We start from the raw sequence: 26981 nt of genomic DNA, 5'->3' as shown, positions 1-26981 counted from the left end.
CTGCAGTCGGCAACGCGCTGTACTGCGCTGCCGTGCAAGGGAAGCATCGGTCGCTAGCGACCGACGCCTGCGATTACCACTTGTAGTTCACGTTGGCGTACACCAACGCACCGTTGAAACCGAACGGCGAGGCGCTGCTGTAGGGCAGGTAGGTGCGCGTGCCCAGCCCGGCTTCCTGACGGTCCGGATACTCGTTGAGCACGTTGTCGCCACCGACGGTGAAGTTCCAGGCGCCCAGCTTGTAGGAAGCAGCCAGATCCAGCGTCCACTTGGCCGCGTAGGTCTGATCGCTGCCGGCGTTGGTGCCGAAGGTGCTGAACTCGCCCCAGCGCGTGGCCGTGCCGGTGAACGACCAGTTGCCCGGCGCCCAGGTGCCGCCCAGGAAGAACTTGTCGCGCGGCGTGCCTTCGGTGATACGGCCCAGTTCCGCGCGGCCGATGCGTACTGCATTCGGGTCGATCGCCACCAGCGCTGCCGGGTTGTCGGCGATCTTCTCTACTTCAGTCTTGTTGTAGTTGTAGCCGCTGGTCAGCTCCGCGCTGCCGCCATCCAGGTTCCAACGGTAGGTGCCGACCGCATCCACGCCCTGGGTCTTGGTGTCCACCGCGTTGGTGAAATAGCGCCCGCCACCGATACCCGGGAAGCCATTGGCCTGCAGATAGTTACGCGCGGCGATGGAGGTCAGGTTCTCCGATAGCACGACGCGGTCATCGATATCGATGCGGTACGCATCGACGGTGATGTACAGGTTTTCGACCGGTTGCAACACCACGCCCAGGCCGTAGTTCTTGGATTCCTCGGCCTTCAGCGGTTCGGCGCCGAGCGCGATGGCGGCCGGGTTGTCGGTGCGGAAGGTGCCGATCTCGAAAGGAATCGCCGTCACCGAGCCGTTGGGCTGGGCCACGTTGAGGAACTGCGTGGCGATCGACTGGAAGTTCTGCTGCTGCAGCGACGGCGCACGGAAGCCGGTGGAGGCGGTAGCACGCAGCGCCACCTTGTCGGTGAACGCATAGCGCAGCGACAGCTTGCCGGTGGCGGTGTCGCCGAAGTCGCTGTACTTCTCGTAGCGCCCGGCCAGGCCGGCCGAGAACTTCTCGGTCAGATCCGCTTCCAGATCCACATACGCCGAATGGCTGTTGCGGTCGTAGTAACCGGCATCGGAGAGTTTGAAGCCCGGAAACACCTGCGCGCCAGGAATCAACGCGCCGTTTGCAGACGGAATACCGCCGTTGGCCGACGAGGCCGCATCGCCAGGCGACTGGTTGAACTTCTCGCCGCGCCATTCCGCACCGAAGGCCAGCGTGACCGGGTAGGCCAGGCCCCAATCGAGGGTCTTGGTGAAGTCGGCATTGAGCACGTTCTGGGTGACTTCCAGCGTACCGGCATGGAAGTCGGTCGGGCTGGTCACGCCCAGGCTGTTGTTCAAGCTGTTGCGCACATCGAAGGTGAGATTGTTCTGGCCGTAGTTGTAGCTCAGATCGATGTTCAATCCGCCTTCGGTGGAGGTCTTCAAGCCGCCGACCCACGACACGTCCTTGCTGACGTTGTAGATCTGCGGCAGGAAGCCGTCCGGATAGATTTCCGGGCGATTGCGGTTGTCGCCGGCAAAACGGAAATAGCCGTTGGACAGCACTTCGCGCCGGCTGACCATGCCGAACGAGTAGAAGGTGAGGTAATCGGTGGGGCTGTATTGGCCATTGAACGAGATGGCGCCCTGGTCGATCTCCGGGTCGCCGTAGCGCTGCTCCACGCGGCCGCCGAATGGCAACGCGCGGTTGGTCTGATCCGAATGCCCGGCCTGTGCGGCCAGATGCACCTTGCCGGTGCCGGCGAAGCTGAAACCGGCGTCGCCGGACAGCTGATACTGCTCGCCGTCGCCAGCGCTGTACTTGCCGTAGCGGCCATTGACGCTGCCGCCTTCACCGCTGCCCTTGAGCACGATGTTGATCACGCCGGCAATCGCATCGGAGCCGTATTGCGCCGACGCACCGTCGCGCAGCACTTCGATGCGCTCCACCGCGGCGATCGGGATGGTGTTGAGATCGGCCGGCGACGAGCCACGGCCCTGGGTGTCGTTGAGATTGATCAGCGCGGTGCTGTGATGGCGCTTGCCGTTGACCAGCACCAGCACCTGATCGGGCGACAGGCCGCGCAGCTGTGCCGGGCGCACCGCATCCGAGCCGTCGGAGATGGCGGGCCGGGGGAAATTGAGCGAGGGGATCGCGCGTGACAGCGCGGTAGCCAACTCGGTGGTACCGGTCGATTCCAGTGCCTGTGGCGAGATGATGTCGATCGGCGATGCCGATTCGGCCACGGTGCGGTCGGCCACGCGCGTGCCGGTCACGATCAGCGTGTCGAGGGTTTTCTGGGTGGGAGCTTGCGACTGCGCAACTGCGGTTGAAGCGGAAAACGACAAGGCAACAACGACAGCGACTGCGAGTGGACTGGACTTGCAATTCATGCGGTAACAACTCCGAGTGGGGAACGGATGCAGCGCAGTGGGCCCCCTCCCAGGCCGCGTCCGTTGCGGCAGCTGCGGTACGTTCTCAACCATTAACCACGCGTAACCACATGTCAAATTTTGGTTACGTTCCGCATGCAACTGTCATCGAACGTATGCTTGTGCCAACGTTGTCATCGTGCACCAAAGTGAGGCGTCGATTGCAGTTCCCTACGCTGGGCAACGGATTGCGTTGCCCCATTTTGGGCATCGATACCAGTTATGAAATTTGTGCATCAAAACGTGATCTGCACCGCATCGGCACTGCGTTGCGCAGGACCGTGGAAGACCACCTCGATGTTGTTGCCATCCGGGTCGAGCACAAACGCCGCGTAATAACTCGGGTGATAAGGGCGCAAACCCGGCGCGCCGTTGTAGCGCCCACCGTTGGCCAGCGCGGCGTCATGGAAGGCCTGGACCATCGCAGCATCGCGCGCCTGGAAGGCCAGATGATGGCGGCCGGTCAACACGCCTTGCGCCACCGTGTCGCGGTTGGAAACGAATAGTTCGTCGGCCCAGAAGTAGCCATCGCCGTCGCCGCCGATGGGAATGCCCAGGACCTCGAGTACGGCCTGGTAGAAGTGGCGGCTTGCCGGCAGGTCGTGCACCACCAGATGCAGGTGGTCGATCAAGCGGCCGCGACACAGCTGCGATGCTTCCATTGGCGTACTCCGGCAATGACAGGAGCACCGGTCTTAGCACGCACCGGGCGTACGCATCGTCATCGCGTTGCCTGAGCTGTGTGGACGCATGGCAGCCAGCCAGCGCACCGCAGCTTGATGGCGAGCCTGTGGTGCGCGTGCTGTGCACATGTCACGCAACGCAGAGCGGCATCCGGCGAGCGGTTGCGCCTGCTTGCGCTTCTGTCACAAGCGCACAACCGTAAAAACGCACACGCCCCGGGCTGGCCGGGGCGTGTGGTCAAACCTTGGATGTCGACGCCGCAGCGCTGCACAACATCAACGTGCAGCCGCGTTCCATCGTCAGCCGTCGCTAGCGGCGTTGGCCGTGTTTACCAGCGGTAGTTGATCCGCCCGTAGACATAGGCACCGTTGAAGCCGAACGGCGACAGATTGCTGTACGCAAACTGCCCGCTGGTGGAGTTGGCGAAGTTGTTCTCGTCCGGATACTCGTCCAGCAGGTTGTCTGCGCCCAGCGTGAGCGTCCAGCGATCGACCTTGTAGCTGGCCGAGGCATCCACCACCCACTTGGCACCGAAGGTCTGGTCGTTGATCGCCGCCGCCGGGCGCGTGCTGTATTCGCCGTAGCGGGTGGCGCCCAGCGCCAGCGTCCAGTGCTCGGAATTCCAGCTGCCGTTGACCAGGAACTTGTCGCGCGGGAAGCCTTCTTCGATGCGCCCACGCTCGGTGCGGTCGATGCGCTCCAGGCTCAGTCCGTTGGCCGACAATGCCGCCGGGTTGGCCGCCACATTGCGCACTTCCGTTTCGGAGTAGTTGTAACCGGCGGTCAGGTCCACGCTGCTGGCGGCCAGCTGCCAGCGGTAGCTGCCCACCACGTCCACACCACGGGTGCGCGTATCCACCGCGTTGGTGAAGTAACGCCCGCCGTTGATGCCGAAGATGCCCTGCGCTTCCAGCAGGCTGCGCACGCCGGCACCGGTGAGGTTGGACGACAGCACGATGCGGTCGTCCACGTCGATCTGGTAGGCATCGATGGTGAGGTAGAGCGCATCGGTTGGCTGCAACACCAGTCCCAGGCTGTAGGACAGCGAGGTTTCTGCATCCAGCGGTTCTGCACCGAAGGCGCGCGCGACATTGCTGTCGGCCGGAAAGGTGCGGATTTCGAACGGATTGGGGTTGCCGGCCAGGAAGGTGGTGCTGGTGGACTGGAAATACTGCTGCGCCAGCGACGGTGCGCGGAAGCCCGAGGCCACCGTGCCGCGCAACGCGATCTTGTCGGTGAACGCATAGCGCCCCGACAACTTGCCCGAGGCCTGGCTACCGAAGTCGTCATAGTCTTCGTAGCGGCCGGCCAGCCCTGCGGAGAACTTGTCGGTGAAGTCGGCTTCCAGGTCGGCGTACAGCGCATAGCTGTTGCGCGAATACTGGCCCGACACGCTGGGTGCGAATCCGCCGAAGCCCTGCGCGCCACCAGCCAAGGTGCCGTTCTGCGGATATGAGCCCACTTCGCCCGGCGACTGGTTCCACTTTTCGTTGCGGTATTCGGCGCCGAAGGCCACTGTCACCGGATATGCCAGGCCCCAGTCGAAACCGCGCTTGACGTCCAGGTTGACGATGTTCTGCGTGGTCTCCAACGCGCCGTCGTAGAACGACGTCGGCGAGGTCGGCCCCAGGCTCACGTTGAGCGTGTTGCGGGTGTGGAAATCGATACGGTTGTAGCCGTAGTTGTAGCTGGCGTCCCAGTCCCAACCGCTGGCGGTGGAGCCGCGCACGCCGGCCACCAGCGAGCGGTCTTTGGCGTAGCTCTGGATCTCCGGCAAAAAGCCCTGCGGGTAGATCGACAGGATGTTCTGGCTGCTGCCCGGCGCGCGGAAGAACGCGAACGAGGTGATATCGCGGTTGCTGGCGGTGGCGAACGCGTAGCCGGTGATGCTGTCGCTGAACTGGTATTCGGTATTGAGCGAGGCGGCCTGCGCGTTGACGTCGGGGTCGCCGATCTTGAATGCCTTCTGGCCCACGGCCGGCTGCGACACGCTGGGCGCGCCGGCATAGCCGCGGGCGCGGTCGGTGGGGTCCTGCTGATTGAGCTGGGCGGCCACATGCAGCCAGCCGCGGTCGCCGCCGTAGGCCACGCCGGTGTCGCCAGACAGCTCGTAGTTGTTGCCGTCGCCGGCCGAATACTGGCCGAACCCGGCCTGCAGGCTGCCGCCCTTTTCCGCGCCCTTGAGCACGATGTTGACCACGCCGGCGATGGCATCGGAGCCGTATTGCGCCGACGCGCCGTCGCGCAGCACTTCCACCCGCGCGATCGCCGCGACCGGGATGGTGTTCAGATCCACCGCCGCCGCGCCGCGGCCGATGGTGCCGTTGAGGTTGAGCAGCGACGAGGTGTGGCGGCGCTTGCCATTGACCAGCACCAGTACCTGGTCGGGCGACAGGCCGCGCAGCTGGGCCGGGCGGATCGCGCTGGTGCCGTCGCTCAGCGCCGGGCGCGGGAAGTTCAGCGACGGCAGCGCGCGCGCCAGCGCGGTGGCCAGTTCCGGGGTGCCGGTGGCCTGTAGCGACTCGGCGCTGATGATGTCGATCGGCGATTGCGACTCGGCCACGGTGCGGTCGGCCACGCGGGTGCCGGTGACGATCACCGTATCCAGGGTATTGGCGGTGGCCGGCGCGGCGTCCTGCGCCAGGGCGGGAGAAGCAAGCAGTGCAGCGACCACGGCGGTCGCAAGCAAGGACAGGGGGTGATTCATGACAACTCCGAAAACGGCAGCCCGAGCGGGGCCAACTAGACTGGGCGGGTGGCGATCACGGCCGTGCGAAGCGCGCGTGTCGTTCAACCTGAAGGCGCTAATTATTCGTTAACGCTAGAATGGCGTCGCAGGAATGCTGCTCATCTGCTCATTCCTTTTCGTTCTATCGGACTGTCCATCAATGATTTCCCTGCGCAACTTCTCCATGCGACGCGGCGAGCGTCTGCTGTTGTCCAACGTCGACCTGACCATGCATGCCGGCTACCGCGTCGGCGTGGTGGGGCGGAACGGTACCGGTAAGTCGAGCCTGTTCGCCGCGGTAAAGGGCGAGCTGGAGGCCGACAAGGGCGATGTGGATCTGCCCGGCAAGGTGCGCACCGCCAGCGTCTCGCAGGAAACCCCGTCGTTGCCGGACCCGGCGCTGTCGTTCGTGCTCGGCGGCGATATCGAGGTGTCCGCGGTGCTGCAGGAAGAAGCGGCAGCCACCGCCCGCGAAGACTGGGAAGCGGTCGCCAATGCGCACCAGAAGATGGCCGAACTCGGCGCTTACGATGCCGAAGCGCGTGCCGGCAAGCTGCTGCACGGCCTGGGCTTCCCGGCCGATACGCACCACCGCGCGGTGTCGTCGTTCTCCGGCGGCTGGCGGGTGCGGTTGAACCTTGCGCGCGCGCTGATGATGCCCAGCGACCTGCTGCTGCTGGACGAACCAACCAACCACTTGGACATGGACGCGGTGCTGTGGCTGGAGCAATGGCTGCTCAAGTACCCGGGCACCTTGCTGTTGATCAGCCATGACCGCGAGTTTCTGGACAACGTGGCCACCCACACGCTGCATCTGCATGGCGGCACCGCCAAGCTGTACGTCGGCGGCTACACCGATTTCGAGCGCCAGCGCATCGAACACCTGCGCCAGCAGCAGATCGCGCACGACAAGGAACAGACCGAGCGCGCGCATTTGCAGAGCTTCATCGACCGCTTCAAGGCGCAGGCCAGCAAGGCGACGCAGGCGCAGAGCCGCATGAAGCGCCTGGCCAAGATGGCCGGCACCGAGGCGGTGCGCGCCGAGCGCGAATTCCGCATCCAGTTCGCGCAGCCCAATCGGCTGCCGTTTTCGCTGATTCGGTTGAACCATATCGAAGCCGGCTATGGCGCCGATTCGGTGATTCTGCACGACGTCGGATTCGGCCTGGAGGCCGGCGACCGCATCGGTCTGCTCGGTCCCAACGGCGCGGGTAAGACCACGCTGGTCAAGACCCTGGTCGGCGAGCTGGCGCCGCTGGCGGGCGAGCGCAACGCGCATCCGGACCTGCGCATCGGCTACTTCGCCCAGCACACGGTGGAGTCGCTGCACGAAGGTCAGTCGCCGATGGATCACTTCCGCGATCTGTCGCCGGATGGTTCCAATCAGGCGTTCCGCGATTTCCTGGGTAAATGGAATTTCGCCGGCGACCGCGCCTTCGAAGTGGTGGATGGCTTCTCCGGTGGCGAGCGTGCGCGTCTGGCATTGGCCTTGATCGCCTGGCAACAGCCCAACGTGCTGCTGCTCGACGAGCCGACCAACCATTTGGACCTGGAAATGCGCGAGGCCCTGGCCGAGGCGCTGAGCGACTTCGAAGGCGCCATCGTGATGGTCTCGCATGACCGCCATCTGATCGGCCTGGTCTGCGACAGTTTCTGGCGGGTGGCCGATGGCGTGGTCGAGCCGTTCGATGGCGATCTGGACGAATACGCCGCCTGGCTGCGCAGCCGCCCGGCAGCGCAAGGCACCAAGCAGAAGATGGCCGAAGTGGCACCGACCCCGCCACCGCCGACCAAACCACTGCCGCCGAAAAAAGCCGTCAACCCGCACAAGCTGGCCAGCGCCGAAAAGCGCGTGGGCGAGCTGGAAGCACTGCTGGCAGAGCTCGACCGCGAACTGGCCAACCCGGGGAACTACTCCGACACCGACAAGATGGCGGTGCTGGGCCGCGACCGTGAGGCGACGGCGCAGCAGCTGGCCACAGCGGAAGCGGCGTGGATGGAGTTGATCGAGGGCGCTTAACGCGCAGGCGTTACGATGCGCCTCGGGCCAAGCACTAAGGAAGGAGCGAACATGATCAGCGCCACCATCAGTCTGGAAGACCACCTGGCCGCACAGCGCCTGCATGCGCGGCAGACGGGCAAGCTGTTGATCGTGATCCTGGTGGTCCTGCTGCTGATCGGGGCGGGCATGCTGCAACTGATCGGGGCCAGCGAAATCATTGGGTCGGTGCTGCTCGGCGGCGGTGGCGGCGGCTTGATCGGCCTGGCCGTGTTGCACGCGTGGGGCTTGCCGCGAAAGATCAAACGCCTGCACGCCCAGCAGGCCTCGCTGCGGTATGCCTATACGTTTGCGTGGGACGAGAGCGGGCTTGAGATCACCTGGGTGGACGGGCGGCTGCGCCGGCCCTGGTCCGATTACATCCGTTACCGCGAGAACGAGCGCGTGCTGCTGCTGTATCACAACGACCGCTTGTTCGAGCTGTTCGCCCCGCACTGGTTCGCCGACCAGGCGCACTACGAGGCGTTTCGCCGCGTGGCGGTGCAGGGGATCGAGGCGGCGCGCCGCTGAGCGGCACCTTGAGCGCGCTTAACCGGAGCGCTGTTGCTCCGCCACCAGCCAATCGAACAATCGGGCATCGGCCTCGCTCTCTGGGCGCGAGCGCAGCCGGGTGAGCCAGTAGCGTCCGGCGTCGATCTGGATCGGGAATGGGCACACCAGGCGCCCCGTGTCGAGATCCTGGCGAAACATCGGCAACGGCAGCAACGCCACACCGCTCCCGGCCGCCGCCGCGCTGGCCAGGGTCAACGACGAATCGAACATCGCCCCGCGTGCAGGGACATCGGCCACGCCCGCCGCGCGGAACCACTGCGGCCATTCGTCCAAACGATACGAGCGCAGTAACGGCAGCTGCGCCAGATCGGCCGGCGTACGCAAGCCACGCGCCATGCTGGGCGCACAGACTGGTGCAAACGGTGCCTTCATCAGCGCCTGCGCGATCTGGCCCTGCCAGTCGCCGTCGCCGAAACGGATTGCCAGATCCAGTCCTTCGCCGGCCAGATCGACCCGGTTGTTGTGGGTGGACAGGCGCAATTCGATATCCGGATGCGCGGCATGAAACGCCGGCAATCGTGGCAGCAGCCAGCCGGTGGCGAAGGTGCCCACCACGCCCACGCTGAGCACTTCGCGATAGCGCCCATCGGCAAAGCGCTCCAGGGTGGCGGCGATGCGGTCGAAGGCCTCGCCAAGCACCGGTGCCAGCGCCGCCCCTTCGTCGGTGAGCGCCACGCCGCGTGGCAGGCGGTGAAACAGGCTGGTGCCCAGCTGCTGTTCCAATGCCTTGATCTGGTGGCTGAGCGCGGCCTGGCTCACGCACAACTCGCCGGCTGCGCGGGTCAGGTTTTGATGGCGTGCGGCCGCCTCGAAGGCGCGCAGGGCATTGAGTGGAAGGCGAGGGCGGGGCATGCGTAGAGATTAGTTCAATTCATGTCAGGGATCGAAACATCGCAATTCTCCGGCTGCCGGCCTGCGCCGATACTGCGGGCTCTCCCGAGGAGGCTGGCCCATGTTGAACCGTCGACAATTCTTGTGCGCAACCGGCGCGAGCGTGCTGCTTGCGGTGTCCAGGCCCGCATCTGCGCTGACTCCCGCAATGTTGCTGGGCGACGTGTTGCGAGCGGAATGGGCCGAGATCGAACGCCGGACCGGCGGCCGGCTGGGCATCGACTTGCTCGACAGCGCCACCGGCAAACGCATCGGCCAGCGTGAGGACGAGCGCTTTCCAATGTGCAGCACCTTCAAATTTGTATTGGCTGCGGCGGTGCTGCAGCGGGTGGACCAGGGGGAGCTGACGCTGGCGCAGCGGGTGAAGATCCGCGCCTCCGACATGCTTTCGCATGCGCCGGTCACCGAGCGGCATGTCGGCGGGTCGCTGAGCGTGGCCGAGTTGTGCCGGGCCACCATGATCTACAGCGACAACCCGGCCGCCAATCTGCTGTTTCCACTGGTTGGCGAGCCGGCCGGGCTGACTGGGTTTTTGCGTGGCATCGGCGATACGCACACCCGCAGCGACCGCCACGAGCCGGAAATGAACCGCTATGCCGAAGGCGACCCGCGTGACACCACCACGCCTGCGGCAATGGCCGCCACGCTGCGCACGCTGCTGCTCGGCGATGCCCTGCAACCTGCCTCGCGTAAACAACTGGCCGACTGGATGATCGACAACCGCACCGGCGACGATTGCCTGCGTGCCGGTCTGCCGCGCGACTGGAAGATCGGCGACAAGACCGGCAGCAACGGCACCGACACCCGCAACGACATCGCGATCCTGTGGCCGCCGAAGGGCAGGGCGCCGCTGTTGCTGACGACGTATTTGAACGGCGCCAAGGTCGACGACGCTGGGCGCGATGCGGCGTTGAAGGCGGTCGCAGCCGCCGTCGCGGACGCTGTCACTGCGGTGGACCTGTTCGCGCGATGACGACGGGCGTGGCGGCGCTCGCCACCGGATCGCAACGCATCGCCCAAGTGTTTGCCGGCTTCATTTCGCGTGTCAGTCCGCAACGTGCTTCCTATTCCGCTTCCACTCTTGAGGTTCGACGGTGCAAACAAAGTTGAGTCATTGGTGTATGGCAGTTGCGCTGCTACTTGTTCATGGGTCTGTGCCGGCACGTGCCTGGCAACCGGCGCCTGGCCAGATAGAGATACCGCTCTGGCCGCAGGCGGTGCCTGATGCCTTGCGCAATCCAAAGCCCGAAACGGTGGGCACCGGTGAAGGGCGATTTCCGTGGACCAAGGTGAGCGATGTCAGCCGCCCAACGATGACGGTGTATCTGCCAAAAAATCGCAACACCGGTGCGGCGGTGCTGGTGTTCCCCGGTGGTGGCTATCAAGTTCTGGCCATGGATCTGGAAGGGACGGAGATCTGTGATCGGCTGACCGGGCGCGGCATTACCTGTGTGCTGTTGAAATACCGCGTACCGAACTCGGGGCCGACCTGGAACAACGGTCGCCGCTATTACCCAAAGGTGCAAACAGCCTTGCAGGACGCACAGCGCGCGCTAGGGCTGGTGCGCGCACAAGCCAGCCAGTGGGGCGTGGACCCGCACAAGATTGGTGTACTTGGCTTTTCTGCCGGCGGTCATCTGGTGGCGGCGGCCAGTACGCACTTTACAAAGCGCACCTATCAGCCGGTGGACGCTGCGGATGCGGAAAGTTGCCGTCCCGATTTTGCCATCGCGGTCTATCCGGGCCATCTGTGGGCGCACGAAGATGAGGATCATGCCAAGCGCGATCCAACCCACCTACAGCTGCGTCCAGACATCACCGTAAGCGCCGATACCCCGCCGACCTTTCTGCTGCAGGCCGAGGACGACGAGGTGGATGGGGTAACGCAGTCGCTGGCCTACTACGTTGCGCTGAAGCAGGCCGGCGTGCCGACGGAAATGCATCTCTACGCGCAGGGCGGGCATGCCTTTGGTCTGCGCGCCAAGGGGCTGCCGATCGCGCACTGGCCAAGTCTGGTGGAGACGTGGCTGGGGACTATCGGCGTGTTGGCCCCGGCCGCAGGGCACTGACCGCCGCTGCGCTGCTTGCACGGAGTGACCTTCGCTCGCGATCCCGCACTTGCGCGCAGCCTTCGCACGGCGCAAGGCCGCACGGCTCAGCCCAGTGGGCCAATCACGATAGGCCTGTCCTGATGCAGCCGCGCCGGCCCACCCATCGCCGGGTCGCTGACGCTGTCTGCACCGGTTTCGATGCGACCGGCCAGGCGTTGGCTTGCGCCGTCGTGTTCGATCCACAGGTCGTACCAGCCGCCGCTGGCTGCCGCCTTCCAGCTGCGTTGCCAGGTCTGGCCGCCCGCAAGCTGCAGTTGCTCGCGCGGTTGCGCCTGCGCATACGCGGCCGGTTGCAGTGCGATCTGGATCGGCGTGGTGCCGGTGTTGTGCAACGACAACGACAGCGCCCCCGGGTCGTCCGCTGCCTGGGTGATGTCGGCCAGCAGCAATGCAGCGCTCAGGTCGCCGCGATAGTGGCGATGGAATCCGTTGGGGCCGATCAGCCACAGATCGTAACGGCCATCGTAGGTGGTCCAGTCGCCGTCCAGCGTGGCACCGTTGCCTACCGTGTAGCGGCGCGGGATCGCCGCCAGGTCGTAGCGGTCGTAGACATGCAGCACCGCCGCCGCGCCGCTGTTGCGCAGGCGTAGCTGCACCTCGCCGCGCGCTTGCACATGCGCCAGTTGCACGCTCGGGCGATACGGCACGGCGCGCGAACGACGCACGCCAAACGGTTGCTCGGGCGCTTGCAACGTGGCTGGCAGCGGCGGCAACGTGTGCTCGCGCAAGGCTGCTGCGCGCGCTGCCGCATCGCCTACATCGGGTAGCGATGCGACGAATTGGCGTGCATCGGCGTTGCGGAAATCGAACGCATTGGTCAGGTCGCCACATACCGCGCGCCGCCATCGCGTGATCTCCGACGCCTGCACGCCAAACCGTCGTTCCAGCAGGCGCAGCACCGAGGTGTGGTCGTATACCTGCGAATCCACCCAGCCACCGCGACTCCACGGCGAAATCACATACAGCGGCACGCGCGGACCAAGCCCGTAGGGGCGGCCGTGCAGCTCTGGCAGATCCACTTTTTGCTCACCGGATGCAGGCTGGCGATGGTAGTCGTCGTCGGTGGCGACGCTGGAAGCGCCGGCAAACCCGCCGGTTGCGCGCGGGTCCGGCGATGGCGGTGCCGGCGGCGGCATGTGATCGAAGAAGCCGTCGTTCTCATCGAACATCAGCAGCAATGCAGTGCGGCTCCACACCGCCGGATTGGCGGTGAGCGCATCCAGCACGCTTGCGGTGTAGGCCGCGCCTTGCGCCGGGCTGGACGGGTCCGGATGTTCGCTGCCGGCCGCATCGGCAATGACAAAACTCACCGACGGCAGCCGACCGGCCATCACGTCTGCGCGCAACTGCTCCACGCCCCGCGTGCTGATGCCGCGCGCACGCAGCTGCGCATCGTGACCGGGCGCGTTGCTGTAAGCCTGCCGAAACGCCTCGAACCCGGCCAGCGGGTTGTCGGTGAAGTTATCGGCCATGTCCTGATAGATCTGCCAGCTCACGCCCGCGCGCTGCAGCTGTTCCACATAGGTGGTCCATCGATACGGCTCGGCAAACCCGCCCAGCTCCGGAAAGTTGTCGTGCGAGTTACCGATCACCGGCCCGCCATGGCGCCCGTGCGGATCGTTGCCGCCGGTCCACAGGAACACGCGATTGGAATTGGTGCCGGTCTGGATCGAGGCGTGGTAGGCATCGCAAATGGTGAATGCATCGGCGAGCACGTATTGGAAGGGAATATCCGCCCGTCCGTAATAGCCCAGCGCGTGATTGTGTTTGGCTGCCGCCCACTGCCCGAGCCGGCCGTGGTCCCAGGCCTGTTGTGCATCCGGCCAGCTATGCGGCGTGCCCTTGATGCGCATGAAGCCGAATTGCGCTGCGGTATCCAATGCAAACGGCGTGAGCCATTGCATGCCGTCTTCGCTGGGCTGCAACCACACCGTGCGCGAGGGCGCGCCCGGCAGCGGCGGGGCCGGGATCGGAAAGCGATCGCCGAACCCGCGCACGCCGGGCAGCGCACCGAAGTAATGATCGAAGGCGCGGTTTTCCTGCATCAGGATCACCACGTGCTGCAGATCCTCCAGCGTACCGCTGCGGCGGTCCGGCGCGATGGCGGCGGCGCGCGCGATGCTGGGCAACAGTGCGGCCGCACCGCTGGTCAGGCCGGCTTGCAGCAAACGGCGGCGGGGCAGGTCGATCATCGTGTCACCTCTGAGTGGCTGAACCCGTCCGAGTTCCTTCCCCCGCCTGCGGGGGAAGGTGCCTGAAGGGCGGATGGGGGCGCTGTGCTCTCACCCCAGCCCTCTCCCGCAAAGCAGGAGAGGAAGACAGTCCCGGCGTGCACGTCAGCATGGCAGGTGGCCGTTACAGATCCAGCGTCAGCGTCAGCGTGCGCGGCGCGGCGATGAAGGCGCTATTGAGTGGCTGAACCCGTCCGAGTCCGTTCCCCCGCCTGCGGGGGAAGGTGCCCGAAGGGCGGATGGGGGCGCTGTGCTCTCACCCCAGCCCTCTCCCGCAAAGCGGGAGAGGAAGACGGTCCCGGCGTGCACGTCAGCATGACAGGTGGCCGTTACAGATCCAGCGTCAGCGTCAGCCCCAACGTGCGCGGCGCGGCGATGAAGGCGCTATTAAGTGGCTGAATCCGTCCGAGTCCCTTCCCCTGCCTGCGGGGGAAGGTGCCCGAAGGGCGGATGGGGGCGCTGTGCTCTCACCCCAGCCCTCTCCCGCAAAGCGGGAGAGGAAGACAGTCCCGGCGTGCACGTCAGCATGGCAGGTGGCCGTTACAGATCCAGCGTCAGCGTCAGCCCCAACGTGCGCGGCGCGGCGATGAAGGCGCTATCGCTGCCGTCCACGCCTTCCAGGTAGCGCTTGTCGGTGAGGTTACTGACATTGAGCGCCAGCTGCAGGCCCTTGAGTTGCGCCGACAGCTGCGACAGCTCCACACCCAGGTTCGCATTGAAGGTGGTCACCCCATCGAGCGCGGCGCGGTTGGACGCATCCAGATAGCGCTTGCCCAGATACCGACCGGACACGCCGAAGCGCCATGCTTCCCCACGCCAGTCGGCCGAGACCACCAAGGTGTTGCGCGGCTGGCCGATCACCTGCGCGCCGGGTGTGATATCCAGGGCGGTATCGCGCGCGGCATCGCCGCTGCCCAGGTAATCGGCCTTGTTGTAGGTGTAGGCGCCATTGAGGCGCCAGCCGTTGTCCCAGCCGTAGCCCAGCGCCGCTTCCACGCCGCGCGCGTGCACGCCGCCGAAGTTTTCATACACGCCGTCGGTCTCGCCCAGATAGTCGATGCCGCTGACGAAGTTGGCCGGCACATACACGATGCGATTGTCGAAGCGGATGTCGTACAAGGTCACGCTGCCGGTCAACGGCCAGCGGCTGATGCGCAGGCCAAGCTCGATATTGTCGGCAGTTTCCGGCTGCACGCGGCTGAGTGCGACCGGGTCGGTTTCGCCCAGCACGCCGGACGGAATCGCGGCAAAATTCTGCGAATACCCGGCGAAGGCTTCCAGCCCCTGCACCGGTGTGGTCCAGGTCAGGCCCGCCGACAGCAGCGGGTCGGAGTGCGCATCCGACTCCACATGCTGCGCATCGCCGATGCGGCGGTCGCGGGTCTGGTCGAGGAAGAACTGCTTCACGCCGACGCGCCAGGCGAAGGCACCGTAACGCATCACATCTTCGACGTAATACATCTGCTCGTCGGTCTGGTAGTTGTCCTTGAACTGCACCCAGTACGGCTGATGGTCGAAGCTGATGTTGGTGCCGACGTTTAGCAGGCGATGCCAGTCGCGGGTGACGCTGCGGTCGTAACGTTCCAGCCAGGCGCCGGCACGCACGGTGTTGTCGATCTGGCCCAGATCGTGGCGCCATTCCACATCGGCCATCGCTCCGGCGCGGTGATTGTCGTAATGGCTATGGCGATAGGACTGCACCGGCACCGAACCTGCCGGATAGCAGGCCGGATTGGATTCGGCCGGCACCGCCGTACTGCCGGCGCAACCGGCCAGCAGCGTTGCCGCCGCACCGCCTGGGGTCAGGTAATACAGCTTGCCCAGGTCGCTGCCGGCATACACGGTGTTGCCGCCGCGCGCCTCCGATTCCGGCGCGCCGACACCATCGTTGGTGACGTCCACCAGATACGGCGGAATCCAGTCGCCTCGGCCTTGCATGCGATGCGCGTAGCCAGTGAGCGTGGCCTTGAACCCATTGCCGCCATCGAAGGCGCCGCGCAGATAACCGAAGGTATTCTTGCGCAGCGCGCGCGAGCCGGAGCGGTAGTTCTGATCCAGATACGGAATGCCGGTGAGCGTGCCGGTCAACAAATCGTGTTCCGGGTCGCGCGCGAACTGCTCGGGGGTCACGCTGGTGTATTCGGATTCGTCGGCATCGTCGTAGGACGCGTAGCCGCTCAGCGTCCACTTGTTCAACGCGCTGACGAACTTGCCGGCCAGATGGTCGCGGCTCGTGTGGCCGCTGCCGTCGATCCAGTCGTCGTTGCGCGCCGACGAACCGCTGATCCAGGCGCGTGTGTTGCCGCCGAGCAGGCCGGTGTCGTAGCGCGCGTAATACTTGCGCGCCTGGTTGTCGCCAATGCCACCGATCACGCGCACACGCTGTTCCTCGAGCGGCTCGCCGGTGAGGTAATTCAGTGTGCCGCCCAGCGCTTCGTTCGAGCGCGATGCGATATCGGCGGTGCCCTGGCTCACTTCCACCGTTTCCAGGTCCGGCATGTCGATGAAGCGGTTGGCCTTGGAGCCGCCGCCATACGCCGAGCCACCGTTGGGCACGCCATCGATGGTGGTGCCGATCTGCTGCGTGTCGCGGTTGCTGACAAAGCCACGCATGCTGATCTGCGTGCCCCAATCGGACGAGCCGAATGCATCGGCTTCGGTGACCACCACGCCGGGGAGTTCGTTGAGCGCGTCGTTGACGCTGCCCAGCACGAATTGGCGGTCGAGCATTTCCTTGCTGACGGTTGTCTTGGAGTACGTCATTGCCTGCCCGACCACCTGCACCTGATCGAGCGTGGACACCTGCTCGCCGCTGGCAAGCACTTCTGAACTCGGCGCTGCCGGCGTGGCGCCATCCGGTGCCTGCTGCGCGTAAGCGGGTAGGGCGAATGGAACCAGCAGCAGGGCAAGCGCCGCCGGATGTCGCACGCGCGGGCAGGTGATCAAATCCATTGCAATCCAATGAGCGGGGGGAGATGGCCGCAGACTGCCGTGCTTGCATTGCGTGATGATGACCGCGCTACAGATGGGCTGCGATCACTGGGTGGATGTGCGCAGCTTCTCTGCCTCTAGTCTGAGTGCGATTCAGCGCTATTTGGCAATGCGTATGCTGCGTGTTCGGTTGGTCTGGCGTGTGGTGTCTTCACCGTGCGCGATTCAATGCTGTTTGGGGGGTGCGCAAGTTGTGTGGTCGGTTGGTCGAGTGCGCGATGTCCTCACCGCTTGCGGGACACGCTGTGAATCCATCCATGGACGCTCCGTGGCGGCATCCATGCCGCCACAGGGTCCCGCAAGCAGTGAGGACACCACGCCAGAAAGTGTGTGGGTTGTTTTGTTGAAAACCTACAAACCGACCATCTTGGATGGTCCTTGCCCGCCCACCGTCGCGGGACCTTTGGCGGCATGGATGCGGCCAAAGAGCTTACATGGACGTACTTGCAGCGTGTCCTGCGATGGTGGGCGGGCAAGGGCCCTGCAGCAAAGCGCAGATCCACGCTCTGCACTCGACGCATTCAAAGCGTCCAGCCGCACCACAACGGGTGCTCCAGGTCTTGAAGCGGCTGACAAAACATCGCGAGCAACCGGCAGGGCCTGTGGGCATCTCACGCAGACCAGATCTGTGCGAAAGATACATGCCGCTGCGAGCTGTATCCCGCGTATCGCACCAGCGTCGGTAGCTTACGACCCAGACATCGCGTTCTCAGCGCTTCTTGGCGTTTGGCGCTGCTTCGATCTGTTGGGTTTCCGGCATCAATTCCAGTGCCGATGGCGTGGTGCGCAGCATCGGCCGGAACGCGATGGGATGCGTGCGACGACGTGCAAACCGCAGCAAGCGCGACAGCGTGAAGCCGGCCAGCGCCAACAACATCACTGCGAAATAGACCGGGAGCGCCGCAGGGCCGAACTTCTGCATCGCCCCGCCCGCCAGCGCCGGGCCGATGGCAGCACCCACGCCATGCACCAGCAACAGACTGCTGCAGCCCGATAGCAGGTCTTCGCGCGGCAGGTAATCGAGCATGTGCGCCACCGCAAACGGGTACAGCGAAAACGCCAGCCCGCCGTAAACGAAAAACAACATAAACAAGACAGTGGTTTGCGACTGCACCATCGGCACTGCAGCAGCGATGGCGATGGCGGCGGCCAGCACGCTCACCGTGACCAGGCCGATGCGTCGGTCGTGCCCGTCGCTGATGCGCCCGATCGGCCATTGCAGCACGGCACCGCCCACGATTGCGGTGAGCATGAACATCGCCACGCCATCTGCATCCAGTCCGATGCGGTTGGCATACACCGGCAATAAGCCCCAGAACGCACCCATCGCCAATCCCGACAATCCGGCGCCGACGGTGGCGACCGGCGCCAGTGCATACAGCGTTTTCAGGCGCAGGCGCGACACCTGCGGCACCTCCGGCGGAATCAAGCGCGTGGTGACGACCGGCATTACCGCTGCGCAGATCAGGATGGCGGTCAGCGTAAACATGGCAGGTGCTCGCGCGTCGCCGGCGGTCAGCAGAATCTGGCCCAGCGCCAGCGCCGACAGATTGATCGCCATGTACACCGAGAAAACCCGGCTACGTCGGCGTGCATCCGGCTCGGCGTTGAGCCAGCTTTCGATCACTGTGTACAAGCCCACCAGGGCAGCGCCGGTGACCAGGCGCAACACACCCCAACCCCAGGGATCGAGCCAGATCGGATGCAACAACACGGCAATGGCCGCCAGCGATGCGTAGAACGCGAACGCGCGGATATGCCCGATGCGTCGAATCAACGGCGGCGCGAAAAACGTGCCAAGAAAAAAGCCGGCGAAATAACCGGACATGATCAGGCCCAGCGCACGCGCATCGAACCCGGCCTGACCGCCGCGCACGGCAAGCAACGTACCGAGCAGCCCGCTGCCGGTCAGCAGCAGGGCAACGCCCAGCAACAGGGCAGTCAGCCGCAACATGGATGCGGCCCTCGTGGGGGAAAACGCGCGTCGATCACGCGATCGAGTGTAGCAGCCGCGCTGCTGCTACTCGATCGATGTGGCTCGCATAACGCGATCAGGTGGCGATGGCTGAGCAGCTCGCTGCCGATGGAGTGCGGTTGCGCACCATCGCCATGTATTGGCGAAGATGCAGGCCGGCGTGCATTTGGAGCGACCAACAATGCGTAGCGAGAAGTCGTCAGGTGGTTGCGGACGGCACGCAGGAACCTGGGTGTACGAGTGCTACATGAGAATTCCACGGGCAGGCCGCGTCCGCCTGGCGGTGAGCGAAGGAGTTTTGTTGGCTGCTCTGAGTGTCAGGTCCGCGCTGGTGAAAGAGCGCCGCCGGAAGTGCAAGATCAAAATGGCGTGGTCAAGCCGCTTTCTACAGAAAGGAAAGCGTTCCAGGCCGTGACTGACGAGCAGACAGAAAGCGTCTTGGTTGACGCAGCGAATCCGCTACTCGTCTCGATGCCGCCGCCAACCGCCAACCGCCAACCGCCAGAAGCCAACCGCCAGAAGCCAACCGCCAGAAGCCAACAGCCAGAAGCCAACAGCCAGAAGCCAACAGCCAGCAGCCTCAAGCGGTCCAGCCTGCGAGACGCCCCAGCGTGCCAAGAGGCCCGACGCACCGCACGTGCATCCGCAATGCGTCGGTCACTGCCCAGCACTCTCCCGCCAGCCCGGCCATGCGCCAGCGCGCGATTCGATCATTGCGCCGACATGCCCGCATCCGTCTAGAATCGGCGCCCTTGCATCGTCTTCAGCGAATCTGTCATGCCCATCTACGCGTTCCAGTGCACCACCTGCGGCCACTCGTTCGACCGCCTGCAGAAGATGGCCGACCCCGATCCGCAGACCTGCCCTTCCTGCGCGGCGGCCACCATCAAGCGCCAGGTCACCGCGCCGTCGTTCCGCTTGTCCGGCAGCGGCTGGTACGAGACCGATTTCAAGTCGGCTGGCGAAAAGAAGAAGAACCTCACCGAGAGCAGCAGCGCAGGCGGCGGCGATGCCAAGCCGGCGGCGGCCAGCGACAGCAAGCCCGCAGCCGCACCGGCCGCGCCCGCCGCAAAGCCGGCATCCGGCGCGGCGTGATGGTCGACATGCGCGGCAGCGTCGTCAGCGCGATGTCGCGCTTGGCGCCGTGGCTGCTGGCCATCGCAATCAGCGGCTGCGCCAGCGCCGTCCCGCCGCCCAGCACCGCCGTCGTGCCAGCCGACCGCTTTCTCTCCGCGCTTGCGGCGCACTGCGGGCAGGCGTTTGCCGGTCGTGTCCTGGTCGACACGCCCGCATCGACAACGCCGAGTCCGTTCGCTGGCAAGGCGCTGGTGATGCATGTGCGCGGTTGCGCCGACCCGCGCCGCGAGCTGCGGGTGCCGTTCCATGTGGGCGACGACCACTCGCGCACCTGGGTGCTGACCCGCACGCAGGCCGGTTTACGCCTCAAACACGATCATCGGCATGCCGATGGCAGTGCGGATGCATTGACCCAGTACGGCGGCGACAGCCGTGGCGCGGGCAGTGCCACGCGTCAGGAATTCCCGGTGGATGCCGAGTCGATTGCCTTGTTCAAGCGATTGGGTGCCACCGCCTCGTTGCAGAACACCTGGGCGATGGAGATCCAGCCCGGGCGCAGCGTGGTGTACGAGCTGAGTCGCCCGGGCGGGCGGTTACTTCGGGTGGAGTTCGATCTTACCCGGCCGGTGCCCTTACCTCCGGCGCCTTGGGGAAGTTGAGAGCCGGCCAAAAGCGGCGGACAAAACGACGGCGCTCACCGCATGCATGCGCGGCCGGTGCTCGGCATCCTCATTGCCACGCGCGGACTCTGGCTCCTGTAAGCCGTCCACGCACACCTGACAACGGCGCGCTACGTTTGGTCGGCCCCTCTAAGAGTGGATAGCGACGCTTGGTTGCGCGTGACTGAGTCGCCCGGCCGGTAGCAAATAGCATCCTCGGTCCTGCCACCGCCAATCTGTCGCTCAGATAGCGCGGCCGCTCATCTTGTTGCAAAACCGCAAAGCGCCAACGCAAACAGGCCGGCTCATCACGAACCGGCCTGTTGCGACAAACACAAAAGACGCCAAGCCTGGAAACCTCAGCGCGCGTCGAACCGCGCGCGGCAGCCATCGTTGACCCACACCGCCGAGCGGCGCGGATCGAAGCCCCAGGTGCGACCTTCTTCGCAACGGGTGTTCGACAACTGGCGGGTCAGCACCGGGCGGCCGGCGCGCACGTCCCAGTCGCAGCTGCGCAGGCGGCGGTCGTCGCTGCTGCAGGTCACCGAGTAGTCGCCACGCGGGCGATCGTCACGGCCGCCGTAGCCATCATCGCGATCCCAGCCGCCACCGCCACGGGCCTGCGCAAAGTCGGCGCGGCAGCCGTCATCTACCCAGATCCGGCCGTTTTCCTGATGCCAGTTGCGGCCCTCCACGCAGGGCGTGCCGGAGAGCTGACGCACGATCGTCGCGCGCCGCCAGCCGGTGTTGCAGATCGACTGGCGCTGGTCGCGGCTTTCGCAACGCACGGTGCCGGCGGCCGCATTGCCGGGGCGGTCGTCGCCGCCATTCCAGCCACCGCCGCCCCAGCCACCGCGGGCCTCGACGAAGCGGCCGCGGCAGCCGTTGTCCACCCAGACGCGGCCGCGGTCGCTGCCCCAGTTGCGGCCTTCGATGCAGCGGGTGCCGGAGATGTTTTCCACCAGCGCGGCGCGCCCCCGGAACGGGGTGTCGCACTCGCGGCGGCGGTTATCGTTGCTGGAGCAGGTGATGCTGGGACCATTGAAGCCGCGGTCCTGCGCGGCGGCGGGGCGGCTGACCAGGGCGCCGGCGAGGGCGACAAGACTGAAGCCGGAGATCAGCAGGGCGGTGCGCAGCATCGTGACGTCCTTGGTACGGGAGGGGCGTGGCGCCTATTCAGCCGGGCGCTGACTTAAGCGCCGGTGACCGTCGCCGCATTTGCTCCTGCCGCCCGCCGGCCCCAGAATATCCGGCTTTCCGGCGCTGCCTGCGTCGGGTTTTCAGCGGAGCTTTCGATGCGTACCCACTTCTGCGGCCTGGTCGACGAGACCATGATCGGCCAAACCGTCACTCTCGCCGGCTGGACCGACGTGGCCCGCAACCTGGGCGGCGTGTGCTTTATCGACCTGCGCGACCACGAAGGCATCGTGCAGGTGACGGTGGAACCGGAGAACGCCGAAGTGTTCCCGGTGGCCGCCAGCCTGGGCTACGAGGACGTGCTGCAGGTCGATGGCGTGGTGCGTGCGCGGCATGCGGTCAACGACAAGTTGCGCAGCGGCAAGGTCGAAGTGATCGCCACCCGCATCAGCATCCTCAACAAGGCGGCGCCGCTACCATTCCATGCGCACGAAAATCCGGGCGAAGAAACCCGCCTGAAGTACCGCTATCTGGACCTGCGTCGTCCGGAAATGCAGCGCATGCAGCGCACTCGCATCAAGCTGGTGCAGGCGCTGCGCCGCCATCTGGACGCGCGCGATTTCCTGGACATCGAAACCCCGATCCTGACCAAGGCCACCCCGGAAGGCGCACGCGACTTCCTGGTGCCGGCGCGCATGCATCCGGGCGAGTTTTACGCCTTGCCGCAGAGCCCGCAGCTGTTCAAGCAGATTTTGATGGTGGCCGGCTTCGACCGTTACTATCAGATCGCGCGCTGCTTCCGCGACGAAGCACTGCGCGCCGATCGCCAGCTGGAATTCACCCAGCTCGATATGGAATTCGCTTTCGTGCGCGAGCGCGATGTGCAGGATTTCGTCGAAGACATGATCCGCGCCATCTTCAAGGAAGTGGTGGACGTCGAGTTGGCCGCGCAGTTCCCGCGCATGACCTGGGCCGAGGCGATGCGTCGCTATGGCTCGGACAAGCCGGACCTGCGTATCGCGCTGGAACTGATCGATGTGGCCGAGCTGGTTAAATCCAGCGAATTCCCGGTGTTCACCGCCGCCGCCAACGATGCCGACGGCCGCGTGGCCGCGCTGCGTATTCCCGGTGGCGCAGCGCTGTCGCGCAAGCAGATCGACGACTATGCCGCGCATGCCGCCAAATACGGCGCCAAGGGGCTGGCCTACATCAAGCTGTCGGAGACCGGCGAAGTCAGCTCGCCAATCGCCAAGTTCTTTTCCGAAGAGGCGTTCGCCGCGCTGCTCAAGCACGTGGGTGCAAGCAACGGCGATATCGTGTTCTTCGGTGCCGGCGGCTACAACAAGGTGTCCGATTTCATGGGCGCGCTGCGCCTGAAAGCCGGCAAGGACTTCAAGCTGGTCGCCGATACCTGGGCGCCGCTGTGGGTCACCGATTTCCCGATGTTCGAGTGGGACGACGAAGCACAGCGGTACGTCGCCCTGCATCATCCCTTCACCGCATCGGCGGTGGACGATATCGCCGACCTGCGCGCCAACGCCCGCACTGCGGTGTCGCGCAGTTACGACATGGTGCTCAACGGCAATGAAATCGGCGGCGGCTCGATCCGTATCCACCGCCCGGACATGCAGAGCGCCGTGTTTGAATTGCTCGGCATCGGCGCGGAAGAAGCGCGCGCCAAGTTCGGCTTCCTGCTGGATGCGTTGAACTACGGCGCCCCGCCGCACGGCGGCATCGCCTTCGGTATCGACCGTATCGCCGCGCTGATGGCCGGCACCGAATCGATCCGCGACGTGATCCCGTTCCCCAAGACCACCGGCGCGCAGGATCTGATGACCGACGCCCCATCGCCGATCGCCGCCGAGCAGCTGGCCGAAGTGCACGTGCAGGTGCGCCCCAAGCAGGTCTGACCTGCGCGAGCAGATGGCCGCGGTATGCGTGGTCATCTGTACAAGGCGCCCAGCGCAGCCAGCGCTGCGCACTTTGGCGGAACCGTCAGCGCTAGTGCCGTAGGCTGTGCATGGGTCACGGCCCTCCAATCGCCGTCGTTCAACCGGCGGCGGTTTGCCTTTAGGTCCGTTTCGAACCGACCGTCGTTGCGCTAGTACATGGCCGTGCCTCGCACGTGGTGGTTATCTTTCCGACACGTTGCGGTGCGCAGCCAGCGTCGCGCGCTTTGCCAAAACCATCAGCGCCCACGCCGAATCCTGCACACGGTTAATCCAGGCACCGCAGATGCTTGTCCGATTCCCGATTCCCGATTCCCGATTCCCCAACTTGCAGAACCGCCGCCGCATGCGAGAAGCTGCCACGTCCACCCGGCACGAGAGGCCCGCATGACCCGCATCCGCCGCGCCACGCCGGACGATGCCGAAGCGCTGTCGCTTCTGGCTGCGCAGACGTTTACCGAAACCTTCGGGCATCTGTATCCGGAAGAAGACCTGCGCGGTTTTCTGGAAGAGACCTATGCGGTGGAGCGTGCGCGCATCGTGCTGGCGCATCCGGATTACGCGATCTGGTTGCTGGAGCTGGACAACCTGCTGGTCGGCCACGCCGCCGCCGGCCCATGCGGCCTGCCGCACGACGAGGTGCGCCCCGGCGACAGGGAACTCAAGCGCCTGTATCTATTGAAGGACTACCAGAGCAGCGGCTGGGGAAGTCGGTTGTTCGAAACCGCCTTGGAATGGCTCGAACGCGACGGCCCACACACCTTGTGGATCGGTGTGTGGTCGGAGAATTTCGGCGCGCAGCGCTTCTACGCCCGCTACGGCTTCGAAAAAATCGGCGAATACGATTTCCCGGTGGGCAAGATCGTCGACCGCGAGTTCATCCTGCGCCGCAAGCCGGTGCTGGCGGCCGACTAAGCGCGACGACCCAAGCGACTGTACGCGCATCGGACCAGCGCGGCCGGTGCCGCGGAATCGGCATGTGTCGCTCGTACACGCCGTCTCCCGTGCGCCGTCCACACCCGCCTGGCAGCCGTCGCTAAGGTGTATGCGCGGCTCCAGGCCAGGCCTGCCGTGGCGGCGCGGCGCTGCAAAGCATTTTGTCCTGCCCAGGCGCGACTGCGCTTGCCGCAAGATCGGCGCAGCGAACCTGCGATCGCAATCGCGCAGTCGGTGCTGCAGACCCTATGCGCGTCAGACATTCGCCTGACGCTCACCCTCCCTTCCGGTAACCACGTCCTTGTCCAACGCATCGTCGGCCATCCCTGTCATCCCTCGGCGCAGTCCGCGTAAGCACGCGGCCGCCGCCACCGCCGATGTGCTGTTGGTGCACGGCATCTGGAATACCGCGCACTGGCTGTTGCCGCTTGCGCGCCGGATGCGCGCCGATGGGCTGGCGCCTGCGTTGTTCGGCTATGCCAGCGTGCTCGGCGGGCCGGCGCAGGCAGTGCCGCGCTTGATCGAACGCCTGCGCACCAGCCGCGCGCAATTGCTGGTCTGTCACAGCCTGGGTGGGTTGATGGCCCTGCAGGCCTTGTGCGATGCCCCCGACCTACCGGTGCGTCGCGTGGTCTGCCTGGGCTCGCCCCTGTGCGGCAGCGCCGCTGCGCGCGGGCTGGCGCGGCGCGGGGGCGTCTGGGCGATGGGGCGCAGCGCCGCCCTGCTGCAGCAAGGGTTTGCGCGCTGGGACGGCCCGGTCGAGATCGGCCAGGTCGCCGGGTGCGTGCCGCGCGGGGTCGGCCGCTGGCTGGCGCCGCTGGCCGAGGGCTCGGACGGCACCGTGGCGCTGGCCGAAACCCGTCTGCCGGGGCTGCGCGACCACTGCGTGGTGCACGCCAGCCACAGCGGGCTGTTGCGCTCGCCCGAGGCCGCCCGGCAGGCGTTGGCCTTCCTGCGCAGCGGCCGCTTTTCGTCTTGAACATCCGCTGGCGGATGTCGCGGCCCCGGTGAGTGCAAGCAATCAGGTAAAATCCGCGCCCTGTCATCCAAGCCAGTCTGGAATCACCCATGGGTAGAGGCCCCTCGATCGAAGGCCGCAAGAACGCCTCCGACGCCAAACGCGGCAAGATGTTCACCAAGATCATCCGCGAGATTAGCGTCGCTGCGCGCGCCGGCGGCGGCGATTTGTCCAACAATCCGCGCCTGCGCACCGCCATGGACAAGGGCCTGTCGGCGAACATGTCCAAGGACGTGATCGAACGCGCCATCAAGAAGTCCACCGGCGAGCTGGAAGGCGTGGAATACGAAGAAGTGCGCTACGAAGGCTACGCGCCCGGCGGCGTGGCGGTGATCGTGGACTGCCTGACCGATAACCGCGTGCGCACCGTGGCCGACGTGCGGCATGCCTTCAGCAAATGCGGCGGCAACATGGGCACCGATGGCTCGGTGGCTTTCATGTTCAAGCGCCTGGGCGTGCTCAGTTTTGCCGCCGGCATCGATGAAGACACCCTCACCGACGCGGCCATCGAAGCCGGCGCCGACGACGTGGTGGTGTACCCGGAAGACGGCGCCATCGACGTGCTGACCGCCCCGGATGCCTTCGCCCAGGTCAAGGACGCTCTGGCCGCGGCCGGCCTGGAACCGGCCCACGCCGAAGTCACCTTCCGCGCCGAAAACGACATCGCTGTCGACGGCGACACCGCGCTGCAGGTCCGCAAGCTGCTCGATCTGCTCGAAGACCTGGACGATGTCCAGGATGTGTATTCGAACGTCGATCAATCGAGTTTCGGCGCGTAGGTGCCGGGAATTGAGAATGGAGAATCGGGAATCGAAACGACTGCATCCTGCGGTGCTCGGCGACGTCGAGCACGCCAGTAGGCCGCTTTACCCATTCCCGATTCCCGACTCCCGATTCCCGGCCCCTCGATGACCCGCATCCTGGGCATCGATCCCGGCTCCCAGCGCACCGGGGTCGGCATCATCGACATCGACGAGGGCGGTCGCAGCCGGCATGTGCATCACGCACCGCTGGTGCTGCTGGGCGAGGGCGACTTTGCGCAGCGGCTCAAGCGCCTGCTGCACGGGTTGGGCGAGTTGATCGAGACCTACCGGCCGGATGAAGTGGCGATCGAAAAGGTCTTCATGGGCAAAAGTGCCGCTTCGGCGCTCAAGCTCGGCCATGCACGTGGCGCGGCGATCTGCGCGGTCGTCATGCGCGATCTGCCGGTGCACGAGTACGCTGCCACTGAAATCAAGCTCGCGCTGGTCGGCAAGGGCGGCGCGGACAAGGTGCAGGTGCAGCACATGGTCGGCATCATGCTCAACCTGAAAGGCAAGCTGCAGGCCGACGCCGCCGATGCACTGGCGGTCGCCATCACCCACGCCCACGTCCGCGCCACCGCGCAGCGTCTGGGCGTCACTACCCAACAGGCCTGGAGCCGCAAGAAATGAGAATCGGGAATCGGGAATCGGGAATCGAAAACGCCCAGAGCGGAGTTCAT

The 26981-nt window shown here is 65.5% G+C and carries 19 protein-coding genes and 2 other RNA genes; 12 read left to right on the top strand and 9 right to left on the bottom strand.

Features of this window, described 5'->3' with window-relative positions:
• Window positions 1-73: 73 nt before the first annotated feature.
• From ACZZ0O_RS22095 to ACZZ0O_RS22085, 3 genes are all read right to left on the bottom strand, one after another.
• Complete coding sequence (locus tag ACZZ0O_RS22095; RefSeq protein ID WP_055849030.1) at window positions 74-2461, bottom strand: TonB-dependent receptor plug domain-containing protein; 2388 nt, start codon at window positions 2459-2461, stop codon at window positions 74-76.
• A 275-nt stretch (window positions 2462-2736) separates the two neighbouring features.
• On the bottom strand, window positions 2737-3162 hold the full coding sequence (locus ACZZ0O_RS22090; protein ID WP_463591850.1) for a VOC family protein: 426 nt from the start codon (window positions 3160-3162) through the stop codon (window positions 2737-2739).
• A gap of 350 nt (window positions 3163-3512) precedes the next feature.
• Window positions 3513-5891, bottom strand: a complete 2379-nt coding sequence (locus ACZZ0O_RS22085; RefSeq protein WP_463591849.1) for a TonB-dependent receptor plug domain-containing protein — start codon at window positions 5889-5891, stop codon at window positions 3513-3515.
• A gap of 181 nt (window positions 5892-6072) precedes the next feature.
• Between ACZZ0O_RS22085 and ACZZ0O_RS22080 the strand changes: the two genes are divergently transcribed.
• On the top strand, window positions 6073-7932 hold the full coding sequence (locus ACZZ0O_RS22080) for an ABC-F family ATP-binding cassette domain-containing protein (RefSeq protein ID WP_463591848.1): 1860 nt from the start codon (window positions 6073-6075) through the stop codon (window positions 7930-7932).
• 51 nt (window positions 7933-7983) lie between these two features.
• On the top strand, window positions 7984-8481 hold the full coding sequence (locus ACZZ0O_RS22075) for a YcxB family protein (protein ID WP_055849043.1): 498 nt from the start codon (window positions 7984-7986) through the stop codon (window positions 8479-8481).
• A gap of 18 nt (window positions 8482-8499) precedes the next feature.
• Here the strand turns inward: ACZZ0O_RS22075 and ampR are convergent, their stop codons facing one another.
• Window positions 8500-9375, bottom strand: a complete 876-nt coding sequence (ampR, locus tag ACZZ0O_RS22070) for a LysR family transcriptional regulator AmpR (protein WP_463591847.1) — start codon at window positions 9373-9375, stop codon at window positions 8500-8502.
• 100 nt (window positions 9376-9475) lie between these two features.
• Here ampR and bla point away from each other — a divergent pair, with 100 nt between their 5' ends.
• Both bla and ACZZ0O_RS22060 read left to right on the top strand, forming a co-directional pair.
• Window positions 9476-10387 carry a class A beta-lactamase gene (gene bla, locus ACZZ0O_RS22065; RefSeq protein WP_463591846.1) on the top strand — a complete coding sequence of 304 codons (912 nt, stop codon included), beginning with the start codon at window positions 9476-9478 and terminating at the stop codon, window positions 10385-10387.
• A 148-nt stretch (window positions 10388-10535) separates the two neighbouring features.
• Entirely contained in the window at window positions 10536-11483 is a 948-nt protein-coding gene (locus ACZZ0O_RS22060; RefSeq protein ID WP_463591845.1) for an alpha/beta hydrolase, read from the top strand.
• An 86-nt stretch (window positions 11484-11569) separates the two neighbouring features.
• Here ACZZ0O_RS22060 and ACZZ0O_RS22055 read toward each other — a convergent pair whose 3' ends face one another.
• The 4 genes from ACZZ0O_RS22055 to ACZZ0O_RS22040 form a co-directional block, all read right to left on the bottom strand.
• Window positions 11570-13717, bottom strand: a complete 2148-nt coding sequence (locus ACZZ0O_RS22055; protein ID WP_463591844.1) for a phosphocholine-specific phospholipase C — start codon at window positions 13715-13717, stop codon at window positions 11570-11572.
• Window positions 13718-14296: 579 nt separating this feature from the next.
• On the bottom strand, window positions 14297-16768 hold the full coding sequence (locus ACZZ0O_RS22050) for a TonB-dependent receptor (RefSeq protein WP_463592511.1): 2472 nt from the start codon (window positions 16766-16768) through the stop codon (window positions 14297-14299).
• A gap of 688 nt (window positions 16769-17456) precedes the next feature.
• On the bottom strand, window positions 17457-18701 hold the full coding sequence (locus ACZZ0O_RS22045; RefSeq protein WP_055849059.1) for an MFS transporter: 1245 nt from the start codon (window positions 18699-18701) through the stop codon (window positions 17457-17459).
• 194 nt (window positions 18702-18895) lie between these two features.
• Window positions 18896-18971, bottom strand: a non-coding RNA gene (locus ACZZ0O_RS22040) — sX9 sRNA.
• Window positions 18972-19499: 528 nt separating this feature from the next.
• On the opposite strand from ACZZ0O_RS22040, the gene ACZZ0O_RS22035 reads away from it, so the two are divergent.
• The 3 genes from ACZZ0O_RS22035 (at window position 19500) to ACZZ0O_RS22025 (ending at window position 20605) form a co-directional block, all read left to right on the top strand.
• A complete protein-coding gene (locus tag ACZZ0O_RS22035) occupies window positions 19500-19817 on the top strand; it encodes an FmdB family zinc ribbon protein (RefSeq protein WP_055849062.1) in 318 nt (105 codons plus the stop codon).
• Window positions 19818-19849: 32 nt separating this feature from the next.
• Window positions 19850-20458, top strand: a complete 609-nt coding sequence (locus ACZZ0O_RS22030) for a hypothetical protein (protein WP_463592510.1) — start codon at window positions 19850-19852, stop codon at window positions 20456-20458.
• 72 nt (window positions 20459-20530) lie between these two features.
• A non-coding RNA gene (locus ACZZ0O_RS22025) (sX9 sRNA) lies at window positions 20531-20605 on the top strand.
• Between the two features lie 212 nt (window positions 20606-20817).
• Here the strand turns inward: ACZZ0O_RS22025 and ACZZ0O_RS22020 are convergent.
• Window positions 20818-21597 carry a DUF3011 domain-containing protein gene (locus tag ACZZ0O_RS22020; protein WP_463591843.1) on the bottom strand — a complete coding sequence of 260 codons (780 nt, stop codon included), beginning with the start codon at window positions 21595-21597 and terminating at the stop codon, window positions 20818-20820.
• A 156-nt stretch (window positions 21598-21753) separates the two neighbouring features.
• Here ACZZ0O_RS22020 and aspS point away from each other — a divergent pair, with 156 nt between their 5' ends.
• From aspS to ruvC, 5 genes are all read left to right on the top strand, one after another.
• Window positions 21754-23505, top strand: a complete 1752-nt coding sequence (gene aspS / locus ACZZ0O_RS22015; protein WP_463591842.1) for an aspartate--tRNA ligase — start codon at window positions 21754-21756, stop codon at window positions 23503-23505.
• A gap of 426 nt (window positions 23506-23931) precedes the next feature.
• Window positions 23932-24459, top strand: a complete 528-nt coding sequence (locus tag ACZZ0O_RS22010) for a GNAT family N-acetyltransferase (protein WP_055849071.1) — start codon at window positions 23932-23934, stop codon at window positions 24457-24459.
• 322 nt (window positions 24460-24781) lie between these two features.
• Complete coding sequence (locus tag ACZZ0O_RS22005) at window positions 24782-25459, top strand: alpha/beta hydrolase (RefSeq protein WP_115562662.1); 678 nt, start codon at window positions 24782-24784, stop codon at window positions 25457-25459.
• Between the two features lie 89 nt (window positions 25460-25548).
• A complete protein-coding gene (locus ACZZ0O_RS22000) occupies window positions 25549-26277 on the top strand; it encodes a YebC/PmpR family DNA-binding transcriptional regulator (RefSeq protein WP_115560144.1) in 729 nt (242 codons plus the stop codon).
• 129 nt (window positions 26278-26406) lie between these two features.
• Window positions 26407-26931: a crossover junction endodeoxyribonuclease RuvC gene (gene ruvC / locus ACZZ0O_RS21995; RefSeq protein ID WP_055849080.1), complete on the top strand. Its 525-nt coding sequence runs from the start codon at window positions 26407-26409 to the stop codon at window positions 26929-26931.
• The last annotated feature ends 50 nt before the right edge of the window (window positions 26932-26981 follow it).

It is taken from the genome of Xanthomonas sp. AC360, from assembly GCF_979258225.1.
This window is presented reverse-complemented; position numbering and strand designations above follow the sequence as displayed.